Genomic DNA, 13,065 nt, shown 5'->3' on the forward strand with positions numbered 1-13,065 from the left:
CGGGGGAACTACTCGAAGGGCGGCCCCGTGCTGAAGCTTGTGGTCGATCTCAACAGGTGCCAGGGGTACGCGCAGTGCGCCTTCCTCGCACCCGACGTCTTCGCCATGCACGGCGACGAGGCGCTGTTGTACAACCCGCAGCCCGACGACGCGCAGCGGGAGTACGTGACGCGCGCCGCGACGGCCTGCCCCGTCCAGGCCATCCTGGTCGACAGCCTCGACGACGCGTCCGCCCCGGCGGAAGAGGAGAAGTCCGGTGTCCGGTGACGGATCCCTGGAGGCGCTGAGGCGCGACGGCCGGATCGTGATCGTCGGCGCCTCGCTGGCCGGCCTCCGGGCCGCGGAGACACTGCGGGCGGAGGGCTTCACCGGTTCGCTCACGCTGATCGGCGACGAGCCCCACGAACCGTACGACCGGCCGCCGCTCTCCAAGCAGGTCCTGCTGGGCCACGCGACCGCCGACCGCACCGCGCTGCCCCGGCGCCTGGAGATCGACGCGCAGTGGCGCCTCGGCGTGGCCGCCACCGGACTGGACATGGCGGCGCGGCGGGTGCGCCTGGCCGACGGGGACGAGGTGGAGTACGACCGCCTGCTGATCACGACCGGTGTGCACGCCCGGCCCTGGCCGCAGGAGACGGAGGCCGACCTGGACGGCGTATTCGTCCTGCGTACACGTGACGACGCGGCCCGGCTCCAGCGGCGGCTGGCGGCATCGCCCCGCCGGGTGCTCGTCATCGGCGCGGGCTTCACCGGCTCGGAGATCGCCTCGGCCTGCCGCGAGCGCGGGCTGCCGGTGACCGTCGCCGAACGCGGTGCAGCGCCTCTCGTGGGCGCGCTCGGCGGCGTGGTCGGCCGGGTGGCCGCCGAGCTGCAACGCGAGAACGGCGTGGACCTGCGCTGCGGAATCATGGTCACCGGCCTGGAGGGCGACTCGGCGGGACGCCTGCGGCGCGCCCATCTGTCCGACGGGACCACCGTCGACACGGATGTCGCCGTGGTCTCGCTCGGCGCGAAGCGGAACACCGAATGGCTGGCCGGGTCCGGGCTGGGCGCCGGGCCGCGCGGAATCGCCTGCGATGCCGGATGCCGCGCCTTCGATGTCCGGGGCATCGTCACCGACGACATCTTCGTCGCCGGTGACGTCGCACGGTCCCCGCACGCGCTCTTCGGCTACCAGTTCCTCTCCCTGGAGCACTGGGGCAATGCCGTCGCGCAGGCCGAGACCGCGGCGCACAACATGATCAGCAGCAGCTCCGAGCGCCGTCCGCACCTGTGGGTGCCGGCCTTCTGGTCCTCCCAGTTCGGGGTCAGCATCAAGTCGGTCGGCGTCCCGTCGCTGGGCGGGGAGGTCGTCGTCGTCCAGGGCTCGCTCGCCGAGCGGCGCTTCACCTGCGTGTACGGGTATCAGGGCCGCGTCATCGCCGCAGTCACCTTCGACCAGACGAAGTGGCTGGAGTTCTATCAGCGGCAGATCGAGTCGGCTGCGCCGTTCCCACCGGAGTACCCGACGGTCGACCGCCGGCCCGAGGGGCTGCAACCGGTTCCGGCCGAGTTCCCGGACCCCTCGCTGCCCACCCACGGGCCCTCCGTCATCGTGAGCGGCTACTCACCGACCGATCAGCGGATCACCTTCGTCCCCGGCCGGCCCTGACCACAGCCCGGCAGCCCGCCGTCCCCCGCTCACAAGGACGCCACCATGACGCAAGACACGCTCCTGCGGCAGATCATCGACCACGCCCACCGCGCCGACCCCTATCCGCTCTACGCCGAGCTCCGCAGAACGCCGGTGTCCCAGCAGGGGGACGATCTGTTCGTCGTCAGTACCTACTGGGAGATCAAGAGTCTGCTGCACGACCCGCGGATCAGCTCGGACGCCCGCAACCTCTCCCCCAGTGCCGCCGGCACCCTCCTCCAGGAGGAGGAGGCGTCGCCGCTGCCGCCCGCCTTCCTGAGACTCGACCCTCCCGAGCACGACCGGCTGCGCCGGATGACGATGCGTCCGTTCGGACCTCCGGAGACGCCCCGGCGCGTCCACAACATGCGCGGCGACCTGGCCCGGATCGTCTCCGACCTGGTCGACGGCTTCGGCGACCGCAACCAGGTCGACATCGTCGACGACTTCTCGTACCCCTTCCCCGTGACCGTGATCTGCCGGCTGCTCGGGATTCCGCGCGAGGACGAGGCACGCTTCCACTCCTGGGCCGACACCATCGCCGCCGGCCTCGACCCGGACCCCGACCAGGACCCCGGGGAGCGTCGCCGCGCCACCCAGCAGGCCCGCACCGAACTGGGCATGTATCTGTCGGAACTCATCGACGAACGCAGCGGCGCACCCGGCGACGACATGCTCTCCGCGCTGGTCACCCAGCACGGTCCGGACGGGCAGATGAGCCGGATGGAGGTACTCAGCACCGCCGCCCTGCTGCTGATCGCCGGCCACGAGACCACGGTCAACCTCATCACCAACGGGATGCTCACGCTGTTGCGCAATCCCGATGTGCTGGAGCGGCTGCGGCACGACTCGCGGCTGGCCGTCCCGCTCGTGGAGGAGCTCCTGCGCTTCGAGCCCCCCGTGCAGCTGCTTCCGCAGCGCACCACCCTCGCCGACATCGACATCGGCGGCCTCACCATCCCCAAGGGCGCCTCCGTCTGGCTCGTACTGGCCTCCGGGAACCGGGACCCGCAACGGTTCGCCGACCCCGACCGCTTCGACCCGGAGCGGACGGACAACCAGCACCTCGGCTTCGGCAGCGGTATCCACAACTGTTTCGGCGCGCCCCTCGCCCGCCTGGAGGCACAGCTCGCCCTGACCGAACTCGCCCGCAGGCTCGACGGTCCGCGGCTGGTGGACGACCCGCCCCCGTACCGGCAGAACGCCGTCCTGCGCGGCCCCCGCCATCTGGACGTCGCGTTCGACGGCTGCCGCTCCTGACGGCTGCCCCGGCCGTCAGGAACGGGGCCGGCCACGCCCGGACAGGGCGTCCCGGCCGCCGGCCGGGAAGGTGATCGGCGTGCTCGGTCCGGACGGAGCCGGCAGGACCACCACGCCGCCCGCTGATCTCCGCGCGGTCAGCGCCGGTGCCGGTCCGCTCGCCGTCCACCCCGACAGCAGGGGACGGGCACAACCCCGGGCCCGGCCGCCCCGGTCGGCTCCGCGACCGTGTCGAGAACGCACCGGCTCGCCCGGCACACGTCCGCGGGCGGCCACTGGACTCGCCGTCCCCCGCCACTGTCGCGATGATCGAGGCATGAGACAGAACAACCGGGGCAAGGCCGTCGACCTGCGGATCGCACAGCAGCCGGAGGCGGACGAGCTCCTCGGCCGCAGCCCGCTCGCCGCCATGGTCGGCATGCTGCTGGACCAGCAGGTTCCGATGGAGTGGGCGTTCTCCGGCCCGTACTCCCTGGCACAGCGGATGGGCTCCGACGACCTGGACGCCCATGAGATCGCCGCCTACGACCCCGAGGCGTTCGCCGAGCTCTTCGTCACGAAGCCCGCCCTGCACCGCTATCCCGGCTCCATGGCCAAGCGCGTGCAGCAACTGTGCCAGTTCCTGGTCGCGGAGTACGGCGGGGACGCGAGCGCGGTGTGGAGCGACGCCGAAACCGGTGCCGAGCTGCTGAAACGGCTTAAGGCGCTGCCGGGGTTCGGCGTCCAGAAGGCGCAGATCTTCCTGGCGTTGCTCGGCAAGCAGCTGCATGTGCGGCCGGCCGGCTGGCGCGCCGCCGCCGGTCCCTACGGCGAGGCGGGTTCGCACCGGTCGGTCGCCGACATCACCGGCCCCGAATCGCTCGCCCGCGTCCGCGCGTACAAGCAGGAGGCGAAGGCGGCGGCGAAGGCGGCCGCGAAGCCGAAGTGAGGCGGCCGCGCGAGGGCAGGACAGGAGGGGGGACGGCCTCCCGCTACCGCCTGCGGCGCGCCGTGCCGAACAGCGACCGCGAGATCTCCCGTCCCAGCTGCGTCCCCACCGACCGCGCCAGTGACCGGAACATCCCGCTCCCCACCACCTGTTCCACCAGCGAGGCATCGTCCTCCGCCGCCTTCGGCCGCTTCCCGGACCGCCCGCCCTTCGCCGCGGTCCCGGCCGCCGCCTCGTCCGCCGTGGTCCGCTGCTCCGCCTCGTGCTCCGCGGTGAGCTTCTCGTACGCCGACTCCCGGTCCACGGCCTGCGCGTAACGCCCGTACACCGAGGACCCCTTCACCGCGGCGTCCAGCTCAGCCGCGGGGAACGGCCCCATCAGCGACTGCGGCGCCCGCAGCCGGGTGGCGGCGACCGGCGTCGGCGCGCCCTGCTCGCTCAGCACCGTGACCACCGCCTCGCCGATGCCCAGCCCCGTCAGCAACTCCTCCAGGTCGTAGGGCGAGTTCGGGAACGTCTTCGCCGTCGCGCGCAGCGCCTTCGCGTCGTCCGGCGTGAAGGCGCGCAGGGCGTGCTGCACCCGGTTGCCGAGCTGCGCCAGCACATCCCCCGGTACGTCCCGGGGCGTCTGCGTGACGAAGAAGATGCCCACGCCCTTCGACCGGATCAGCCGCACGGTCTGCGTGATCGACTCCAGGAACGGTTTCGACGCCCCGTTGAAGAGCAGATGGGCCTCGTCGAAGAAGAACACGAGCTTCGGCCGGTCGAGGTCGCCGACCTCGGGCAGATCGTGGAAGAGATCGGCGAGCAGCCACATCAGGAAGGTCGAGAAGAGCTGCGGCTTGTCCTGCACGGCGGCCAGTTCCAGTACGGAGACCAGCCCCCGCCCGTCCGGCGCCTGCCGCAGGAACTCGGCCGTGTCGAACTCCGGCTCACCGAAGAAGTCGGCCGCGCCCTGCTGCTCGAAGGCGGTGAGCGACCGGAGGATCACCCCGGCCGTGGCCGTGGACAGCCCGCCGATGCCCTTGAGTTCGGTCCTGCCGGTGTCCGAGACGAGAAAGGCGACGACGGCCCGCAGATCCTTCAGATCCACCAGGTCCAGGCCCTTGGTGTCCGCGTAGTGGAAGATCAGCCCGAGCGACTGTTCCTGCGTCTGGTTGAGCCGCAGCACCTTGGAGAGCAGTACGGGACCGAAGCTGGTGACGGTCGCCCGCAGCGGGATGCCGGGGCCGATGCCGCCGAGCGCGTAGAACGCGCAGGGGAAGCCCCTGCCCTCCCACTCCTGCCCGACCTGGGCGGCCCGCTCGGCGACCTTGCCGCCCGGCGCACCGGGAGCGGCGATCCCGGAGACGTCGCCCTTGATGTCCGCGAGGAAGACCGGGACCCCGTTGGCCGACAGCTCCTCGGCGATCAGCTGCAACGTCTTGGTCTTGCCGGTGCCGGTGGCGCCCGCGACGAGTCCGTGCCGGTTGAGCATCGCCAGCGGGATCCGGATCTGCGCGCCGGGCAGACACACACCGCCCCAGAGCAGCGCGCCGAGCTCGAGAGCGGCCCCGTCGACGGCGTATCCGTCGGCGATCTCCCGTGCCTGCTGCGGCAGTACGCCCGGGGACGCGCCGGCACCCGCCGTGGTGCCACCGTCCGCGCCCGCTCCCGCGCCCCCGCCCGTGCTGTCGCTGTCACTCATCACGGCCCCTATCCAGGAATGCATGGCTTTGCGGCGTTCTGCCCAGCATCGCAGTACCGCTCCATGGCTGCGCCCGGAGGCTCTTGGCCGGTAGGCTTTCCGTGTGATCTTCAAGCGCATCGGAAATGGGCGGCCATATCCCGACCACGGCCGGGAAAGCACCCGTCAGTGGGCGGATGTCGCGCCGCGCCCGGTCCGCCTCGACCAGCTGGTGACGACCAAGGGCCAGTTGGACCTCGAAACCCTCCTCGCCGAGGACTCGACGTTCTACGGCGACCTCTTCGCCCACGTCGTGAAGTGGCAGGGCGACCTCTATCTGGAGGACGGGCTGCACCGCGCGGTCCGCGCGGCGCTCCAGCAGCGCCAGGTGCTGCACGCCCGCGTTCTCGAACTCGGCTGACGGACCGGCCTGCTGACACTCCGGCGGCCGTCCGGCGCTCGCCGTCGGCCGCGGCGCTCCGCGAACGGCACGTTCCCGGGTGCTTTCGGGTGCTTTCACACTCGGACGGGTGCCATCGGTTGATCATTTAGTACGTATCTTCACCGGGTCGCACTACGCTGCGCCCATGAGCATGCTCACTCCCCCCGGCATGGGCGGAAAGTACCGCATCACGGGAGACAAGTACCCGCGTATGCGCCGCCCCCGGAGCCGCCGCAAACTGGTTCTCGCGTCCATTGCCTCCGTGGTCGCCCTCGGGCTGGCCGGATGGGGCGCCCTGCAGCTCATCGACGTCTTCACGGGCGGTGACAGGGCGGCGAGCGCGGCCGACCGCGAGGCCGGATGCGCCACCGCCAAGTCCGCGCCCGCCAGGGTGCTGCCGAAACCGGCGAAGATCACGGTCAATGTCTACAACGCGACGCCGCGCGGCGGACTGGCGAAGTCCGCCGCCGACGAGCTGAAGAAGCGCGGCTTCCGCATCGGCAAGGTGGGCAACGCCTCCGCCACGTACGACAAGAAGGTCCCCGGCACGGGGATACTGCTGGGCGCCCCGGCGGCCGCGAACGGCATGTTCCCGGTCCTCGGCACGCAGCTGAAGGGCACCACGCCGAAGACCGACGCCCGTAGGACCGCGGACGTCGATCTGATTCTCGGTACGGCGTTCAAGAAGCTGAGCACCCCGAAGGACGCCGCGGCCGCTCTCGCCGTCCTGAACAAGCCGGCCCCCACACCGTCCTCCTGCCGCTAGCAGGAGGGGCGCGGGGGCCGGAGAGCCCTGCGTCTTCCGCCCGGATCATGCCGGGCTCGCGTGCCCCGGCACCCTGATCCGGCCCGATCCGGGCGAAAGGGACCAGAGGCCCTAGTCGACGGTGCCGTACATCCGGTCGCCCGCGTCGCCGAGCCCCGGCACGATGTAGCCGTTCTCGTTCAGCCGCTCGTCGACCGAGGCGGTGACCACGGTCACCGGCGTACCCGCCAGCTCGCGCTCCATCACCTCGACGCCCTCGGGCGCGGCGAGCAGCACGACGGCGGTGACATCGTCCGCACCGCGCTTGATCAGCTCCTGGATGGCCGCGACCAGCGTGCCGCCGGTGGCCAGCATCGGGTCCAGGACGTACACCTGCCGCCCCGAGAGGTCCTCCGGCATACGGGTCGCGTACGTGGACGCCTGGAGCGTCTCCTCGTCGCGGATCATGCCCAGGAACCCGACCTCGGCGGTCGGCAGCAGCCGCACCATGCCGTCGAGCATGCCGAGACCGGCCCGCAGGATCGGCACGACCAGCGGCCGGGGATGCGACAGCTTCACACCGGTCGTGGGTGTGACCGGGGTCTCGATGTCGACCTGCTCGGTGCGCACGTCCCGGGTGGCCTCGTACGCGAGCAGGGTGACCAGCTCGTCGGCGAGCCGCCGGAAGGTCGGGGAGTCGGTGCGCTTGTCGCGCAGGGTGGTGAGTTTGTGCGCGACCAGTGGGTGGTCGACGACGTGGATCCGCATGGGTTCAACAGTAGCCGGGCCACCCGCACTCGTGCGCTGGCATCAACCGTCCGTTCGGAGGGAAGGTGAGGCATACGGACCCAGCGTTGGAGTGATGTGCCGATGCCGTACGGGGAGCAGCGGAAACGGGACCGGTCGGCCCCGCAGGACACGCAGGCCGGGCAGGACGCGCCGGAGACCGACACCGAGCGACGCAGGCGCCGCGCCCAGTTCCTCCGCGAGCTTCACGAGGCCAAGGCGCTGCGCGACCGGGTCCAGCCGCGCCGCGCCAGGGCCGCCCGAATGCGCCAAGCCATGCGGATGCGGACGTTCCGCTGGTAGCCGCAGGGACGGGCTTTCCGGCCCCCTCGGAACGCCGTCCGTGACAACTGATGGCCGACGCAACGGTCGAACTACTCTCGCGAACGCTTCGTTTCTGCCACGATTCCGATGGGCGGGGCGCACAGGACAGCCGGATCACCGGATGTCCTCCCGCCGGACCGACACCCCTATGACCAGTGGGAGAGTCACGGTGTACTTCGCCGCACTGCTCGCGCGCACCGAAGACGGGTGGGAAGCGAGCGACACGGAGCTCGACGATGTGGAGACCCTGTCCGATCTGACGGATCTGGCCCGTGAGGCCTCGGTGGACGAGGACACGGTGCTCGTCTTCATCGAACAGGAGGACGCCTGGTTCGGCGTCATCCGGGTGGACGGTGAGGAGGACCCCCGTATCTACATCTCGGACGCGTCCGCCGCCGCCCGCTCCTCGTACGGGGAGATCCTGCTCACCGATGAACTGCTCGGCCGAGAACCCGGGGCCGAGGACTCCATCGCCGCCCTCGAAGAGCTCGTCGGCCTCGACGGTACGGAGGACGGCGAGCCGGACCAAGCCACCGACAACCAGACCGACCACGACGACGACAACGACAACGACGACGACGGGCTCGACGCCGACGCCGTACCGACGGGTCCGCTCGGGGACACCGGGGTCCTTTCCGACCTCGGGCTCCCGGAGAAGGAGCTGTTGATGCTGCGGACGGACGCCCTGGTGGAGATCGCGGACGCGCTGGGAGCGGCCGAGGTCCTGGAGACCGTCCGTTAAGGTCCGCGGGTGACCGAACCACCGGGCCCGCACGGACCGTCAGAGCTACACGACCCGACCGACGATTCTCCGCACGATCCCGTACGGGACCCGTGGCGGGCGGCCATGCGCCGCGCCCTGGACGAGGCCGCACACGCGGCGCAGGCCGGCGATGTGCCGGTCGGCGCCGTGGTCCTCGGCCCGGACGGCGCCCTGCTCGCCACGGGACACAACGAACGCGAGGTGGTCGGCGACCCGACCGCGCACGCCGAGATCCTCGCCGTCCGCCGGGCCGCCGAGGCGCTCGGCGAATGGCGGCTGACCGGCTGCACACTGGTGGTCACCCTGGAGCCCTGCACGATGTGCGCGGGTGCGCTCGTGCAGTCCCGGGTGGCCCGTGTGGTCTACGGAGCACGGGACGAGAAGGCGGGCGCGGCCGGATCCCTCTGGGACGTCGTACGGGACCGCCGGCTCAACCACCGCCCCGAAGTGATCCACGGCGTGCTGGAGGAGGCCTGTTCCGCCCAGCTGACGGCCTTCTTCCGCGACCGCTGAGCCGGCCCGTCCCGGGGTCGCCGACCCCGCCCCCACCCCCTCGGGAGAATCGGATTTCGACCCACGGCCGAGATGGTCTAAGCTCTCTCTCGGTAGCGTGTCCGAGCGGCCGAAGGAGCTCGCCTCGAAAGCGAGTGTGGGGAAACTCACCGAGGGTTCAAATCCCTCCGCTACCGCAGGTAGACGAAGGGTCCGGCTCATCGAGCCGGACCCTTCGTGCATGCCCTCCTCGTTCTCGCCGTACGTCGTGAGTGCATGGCAGTTCGGGCAGAGGGCGGTCACGTCCGACGACGCGACGTCACGAATGCCGGGCGGCTACGACCCGAACTTCGTCCATTGCCCTTCGGAGACCACCTCGACGGAGCCGTCGACGACCTTGATGGCCGTCTGTTCGTCGATGGCGTAGGCCGGGACGCCGATGTCGGCGGCCCACCGCTCTGCGTCGGCCAGGGTGTTCTGCGGAAAAGCGCCCAGGTGCGGGAAGATCGAGAAGTCGACGACTCCCAGGGTGCGGTCGTCCGGCGCGGACGGCCACTCGACGAAGTACGCTCCGATCCGGGGCGTCATCACCATGCTTCCGGCGCTCACTCCCACCCAGACCGTGTCGGGCAGCGAAGGCAGCAGATCGGCCAGCCCGGACTCCCGCATCCAGTGGCACAGGTACGTCGCGTCGCCGCCGTCGACCAGCAGCACGTCGGCCTCCCGGATCCAGGGGACGCATCGCTCCGCGCCGATGGTGGGCAGCGCGGTGAGCTCGAGGACACCGAGCGACGCCCAGCCCAGGCCGGACAGGTGCCGCCACCCGGGCTCGGCGGCTACGAAGCCCCGCACCGATGCCGGACCGCACATCGGGTGACCCCACTGTGCCGTCGGGACGCAGAGGGCGTGGCACTCGGCGATCGGCTTGCCGAGAAGCTCTACGAGCGCCGAGTGGATACTCGGGTTCGTGACGCCGCCTGACGTGAGCAAGAGCTTCAAGGTGCCTCCAAATGCGCGCGCGGAAGGTGGATGTAGCTGAAGACCCGAAACCGTGCTGGAGCTCATCGCAGTCCGGGCAACCTCTTCAGACGTCCCTCAGGTCGCCGGCGCGATTGCTCACTGATCCTCCACCCGGTCCCGCCTCGCACACACGTGCACCCGACCGACGCACCCAGGATGTTCAGTTCCCGCAGATACGGCGCGCCTCGGCCACGAGTGGGTCGGGCAGCCCCGGCCCCGCGCACGCGTAGTCGATCAGCAGGTCCCGGTAGGAGGTGCTCGCGAGCTCCGGGGCCAGGACGATCAGGGCCCGCAGGTCGTCGGACGCGCCGGACAGGCGCGTCCGATAGGCGGCACCCGCCGCGCGCAGGAAGACTTCCCGCGGTTCGTGTTGCAGACCCTGTTCGACGAGACCCACGGCGGCGGCGAAATCACCCTGCTCGGCGCGCACGTCGGCAAGGTCCAGATAGAGGGACCAGTTGGCGGGGTCCAGGGCCAGGGCGCCTTCGAAGGACGCCGCAGCCTGGTCCAGGTCGCCCATCGCACGCCAGGTGTTCGCGCGTGCGACCGCGGTCCACATGACCCGATCGACAGCATCGCCACGGTCGCACAGGGCGAAAGCCAGCTCGTAGCGGCCGCAGGCACGGGGCAACCGGGCCATGGCCGCCAGCGACTCCGGCACGGGACTCCGTTCGGACACCACGTCGATGGCATGGAACCAGGGCGTGAACCGCTCGCGCATCTCGTCGGTGTCCAGGTTGTGGCCACGGTCCAACGTCCGCAGACACGCCTCCGCCAACGCCTCGGCACTCACCGCGCCGAGGAACCGCGCATCGCCGAACCAGGGGGCGGTGCCCCACGCCACGTCGGGCCGCGCCCCCGTGACCGAACCGAGGGTCATCACCGCGTCGTCCATGTCCCCGTCGAGGAACAGGAAGTACGCCTGTGCCAGCACAGCGCTCAAGGACCCGTTCCCTTCGAGGCCCTCCTTGAGCTCCGAGCGACGGGACCGCCACAACTCGGCGAGGGCCGCATGGGGCTCCGGGGCCGCCGGCGCGGAGGCTATCGCCCCCACCAGGAGCTCCACGGCGCCGACCGGGCTTCCACCGCAGTGCGCCATCACACCGGCGAGAGCGACTCCCGCCGTCACTGACTGATTCGACATCACCGGAGAATATCCATGGCCAAGGGTTCTGTGGACGGTTCCGCTCGCACGGCGGTGCAGCCATCAGTGATCCGTGAGTGATGCCGGCCCCGACGGCAACGACGGCATGCAGAGGCCGCCGATCACCGCCGTCGGCGATCACTCCGGGAGGAGGCGCGCCCCTCCCGACAGGCTGGCCGGTGCCGGGTTCTGCCCGGCGGATCATGGCGTCGTAGCCTCCGGTCATGCACGGCACCGGATGGAAGGTGCCTACGCCTGAACATCAACTCCGGGCAGCGCCAGCGGAATTCGACCGGTGGTCACCCAGGACCTGATGACCGGCTGCGCAGGCGATCCGAAGGTGCCCGCCAGCAGGATGTGCAGCAAGAGCTCGGCGGCCGTCGCGAACAGCACCGGGGAGGACTCCCGGTCGTAGCCCGCCCGGTCGATCACCAGCCGGCCGGCTGGTAGAGCCCCGCTGTTGAGGTCTGCATGCAGACCGGCCGCCGCAGCATGATCCAGCCCTTCGGGCAGGCCCGGCAGCAGCGCACCGCGCAGCAGCCCCTGTTGTGGAGTGGACCGGACCGTCTCCCAGAACCTGACCCGCCAGGCCAGCCGGTCGCCCTCTCCCGGCGCGAACTCGCCACCCACCAGAGCCCTGAACCGCAGACCGCCGTAGTTCTGCTGCAGTTCCAGGACCGCGCGGGACCGGACGCCCGTGGTGACCGGGCGTGCAAGGGCCAGCCCGCTGACCTGGCGCTTGCCCAGGAGGCTGAACTCACGGCGGTCGTCGTCGACCGCCGCGCTTCGGCCGGACGTCCTCACCACGAACACGCAGAACTCCTCCGTTTCGTGCGAGACCGGAATCCGCGACGCGATCGTGCGTTGCGGTCACATGATCCGCCGGACAGAGCCGAGCGCCGGGAGACTGCCTTGCACAGTGGCGTACGGACGCGCGACCCGTCGGAGCGGGCCTCGAAGGCAAATATGGGCAAACTCGCTGAGGATCCGGCCCCCTCCACTACCGTCGGCAGAACCCCTCTCGATTGCGGAAACGTGATCCGGAGGGGTTTTCTGCGCGCCCGAGGTCCACGCCCGGCCGCTCGGATTGTCGCGGGGTGCCGGCGACCGGGCCCCGGATTCCGGTTGGGCGCCCACAGCTCCCTCCGGTTGTCGTGCGCTCAACTCCCCCTGCTCAAAAGGTCGTTGACGGTTTCGCGAGAGCCGTGTGAATATCGTTCGGAACTGAAGTGATCGTTTCATGAACGTTATGCACGTCCATGGTTCGAGCCCGGGGGGCGGGTGTTCGTGGGTTGTGGGTGCCTCCTGCGCCGAACCTTCCGCGAGCATCTGGAGGAGTACGTGAAACGCAGAATCTTCGCCGTCGCGCTGGGGGCGCTGGCCTTCGGTGCGCTGAGCACGGCGCCTGCCTCGGCGACCGGTGAGTACTGGAACCCGAACCATCGTTCGTCGGGCAACGCCCGCTCGTCGAAGTGTTACGTCCCCGGTGTCCAGGGCAGCATGCCGATGTGTCTGTTCTGGTACCACACGGGCACCCAGGCCGTGTGGGCGCAGGAGGGCAGCTGGTCGGACCTCGCGGGCCAGAGGTTCCGTGAGAACAGCGGCACCGGGTCCGGTTCGTACGTGAAGAACGACGCCACCGCCATGGAGGTCGAGTACGCCCAGGGGCGCGGCGGCACCATCTGGTTCAACAGCGGCTACAAGGGCAACTGGGACTGGGCCAAGGACGGTGAGGGCGGTCCGCTGTACTACACGTACAACGACGACGCCGCCACCATGGTCGGCACCGGCATCGCCTGGGGCAGCATCTACTGATCCACCGG

15 protein-coding genes and 1 tRNA gene are annotated in these 13,065 nt (G+C 70.6%); 11 read left to right on the top strand and 5 right to left on the bottom strand.

The window, feature by feature from the left end; genetic code table 11:
* Positions 1-30 precede the first annotated feature (30 nt).
* The 4 genes from ACFVXE_RS05325 (at position 31) to ACFVXE_RS05340 (ending at position 3,860) form a co-directional block, all read left to right on the top strand.
* Positions 31-267 carry a ferredoxin gene (locus tag ACFVXE_RS05325; RefSeq protein ID WP_389669533.1) on the top strand — a complete coding sequence of 79 codons (237 nt, stop codon included), beginning with the start codon at positions 31-33 and terminating at the stop codon, positions 265-267.
* Positions 257-1,651: an NAD(P)/FAD-dependent oxidoreductase gene (locus ACFVXE_RS05330; RefSeq protein WP_389669364.1), complete on the top strand. Its 1,395-nt coding sequence runs from the start codon at positions 257-259 to the stop codon at positions 1,649-1,651. Before ACFVXE_RS05325 ends, ACFVXE_RS05330 begins: the two co-directional genes overlap by 11 nt.
* A 45-nt stretch (positions 1,652-1,696) precedes the next feature.
* Positions 1,697-2,932 carry a cytochrome P450 gene (locus ACFVXE_RS05335; RefSeq protein ID WP_389669366.1) on the top strand — a complete coding sequence of 412 codons (1,236 nt, stop codon included), beginning with the start codon at positions 1,697-1,699 and terminating at the stop codon, positions 2,930-2,932.
* A 316-nt stretch (positions 2,933-3,248) separates the two neighbouring features.
* Complete coding sequence (locus tag ACFVXE_RS05340) at positions 3,249-3,860, top strand: HhH-GPD-type base excision DNA repair protein (RefSeq protein ID WP_389669368.1); 612 nt, start codon at positions 3,249-3,251, stop codon at positions 3,858-3,860.
* 43 nt (positions 3,861-3,903) lie between these two features.
* Here ACFVXE_RS05340 and ACFVXE_RS05345 read toward each other — a convergent pair whose 3' ends face one another.
* Positions 3,904-5,547, bottom strand: a complete 1,644-nt coding sequence (locus tag ACFVXE_RS05345) for a helicase HerA-like domain-containing protein (protein ID WP_389669370.1) — start codon at positions 5,545-5,547, stop codon at positions 3,904-3,906.
* 103 nt (positions 5,548-5,650) lie between these two features.
* Here ACFVXE_RS05345 and ACFVXE_RS05350 point away from each other — a divergent pair, with 103 nt between their 5' ends.
* Together ACFVXE_RS05350 and ACFVXE_RS05355 are read left to right on the top strand one after the other, a co-directional pair.
* Positions 5,651-5,947: a type II toxin-antitoxin system VapB family antitoxin gene (locus ACFVXE_RS05350; protein ID WP_003955420.1), complete on the top strand. Its 297-nt coding sequence runs from the start codon at positions 5,651-5,653 to the stop codon at positions 5,945-5,947.
* Positions 5,948-6,137: 190 nt separating this feature from the next.
* Positions 6,138-6,734, top strand: a complete 597-nt coding sequence (locus ACFVXE_RS05355) for a LytR C-terminal domain-containing protein (RefSeq protein ID WP_389669535.1) — start codon at positions 6,138-6,140, stop codon at positions 6,732-6,734.
* Positions 6,735-6,845: 111 nt separating this feature from the next.
* Here the strand turns inward: ACFVXE_RS05355 and upp are convergent, their stop codons facing one another.
* Positions 6,846-7,481, bottom strand: coding sequence for a uracil phosphoribosyltransferase (gene upp / locus ACFVXE_RS05360; protein ID WP_037695091.1), 636 nt, complete (start codon positions 7,479-7,481; stop codon positions 6,846-6,848).
* Between the two features lie 102 nt (positions 7,482-7,583).
* On the opposite strand from upp, the gene ACFVXE_RS05365 reads away from it, so the two are divergent.
* The 4 genes from ACFVXE_RS05365 (at position 7,584) to ACFVXE_RS05380 (ending at position 9,275) form a co-directional block, all read left to right on the top strand.
* Positions 7,584-7,802, top strand: coding sequence for a hypothetical protein (locus ACFVXE_RS05365; protein WP_389669372.1), 219 nt, complete (start codon positions 7,584-7,586; stop codon positions 7,800-7,802).
* A gap of 190 nt (positions 7,803-7,992) precedes the next feature.
* Positions 7,993-8,565, top strand: a complete 573-nt coding sequence (locus ACFVXE_RS05370; RefSeq protein ID WP_389669537.1) for a hypothetical protein — start codon at positions 7,993-7,995, stop codon at positions 8,563-8,565.
* 105 nt (positions 8,566-8,670) lie between these two features.
* Complete coding sequence (tadA, locus tag ACFVXE_RS05375) at positions 8,671-9,099, top strand: tRNA adenosine(34) deaminase TadA (RefSeq protein WP_389669538.1); 429 nt, start codon at positions 8,671-8,673, stop codon at positions 9,097-9,099.
* A gap of 91 nt (positions 9,100-9,190) precedes the next feature.
* Positions 9,191-9,275, top strand: a tRNA-Ser gene (locus ACFVXE_RS05380).
* A 139-nt stretch (positions 9,276-9,414) separates the two neighbouring features.
* Here ACFVXE_RS05380 and ACFVXE_RS05385 read toward each other — a convergent pair.
* The 3 genes from ACFVXE_RS05385 to ACFVXE_RS05395 all read right to left on the bottom strand — a co-directional run bounded on the left by ACFVXE_RS05385 (position 9,415) and on the right by ACFVXE_RS05395 (position 12,055).
* Positions 9,415-10,077 carry a Type 1 glutamine amidotransferase-like domain-containing protein gene (locus tag ACFVXE_RS05385; RefSeq protein WP_389669374.1) on the bottom strand — a complete coding sequence of 221 codons (663 nt, stop codon included), beginning with the start codon at positions 10,075-10,077 and terminating at the stop codon, positions 9,415-9,417.
* 181 nt (positions 10,078-10,258) lie between these two features.
* Positions 10,259-11,242, bottom strand: coding sequence for a tetratricopeptide repeat protein (locus tag ACFVXE_RS05390; protein WP_389669376.1), 984 nt, complete (start codon positions 11,240-11,242; stop codon positions 10,259-10,261).
* 249 nt (positions 11,243-11,491) lie between these two features.
* On the bottom strand, positions 11,492-12,055 hold the full coding sequence (locus tag ACFVXE_RS05395; protein WP_389669378.1) for a hypothetical protein: 564 nt from the start codon (positions 12,053-12,055) through the stop codon (positions 11,492-11,494).
* A gap of 528 nt (positions 12,056-12,583) precedes the next feature.
* Between ACFVXE_RS05395 and ACFVXE_RS05400 the strand changes: the two genes are divergently transcribed.
* Positions 12,584-13,057: a hypothetical protein gene (locus ACFVXE_RS05400; protein ID WP_389669380.1), complete on the top strand. Its 474-nt coding sequence runs from the start codon at positions 12,584-12,586 to the stop codon at positions 13,055-13,057.
* Positions 13,058-13,065 lie beyond the last annotated feature (8 nt).

The organism is Streptomyces sp. NPDC058231, from assembly GCF_042882275.1.
Classification (GTDB): Bacteria; Actinomycetota; Actinomycetes; order Streptomycetales; family Streptomycetaceae; genus Streptomyces.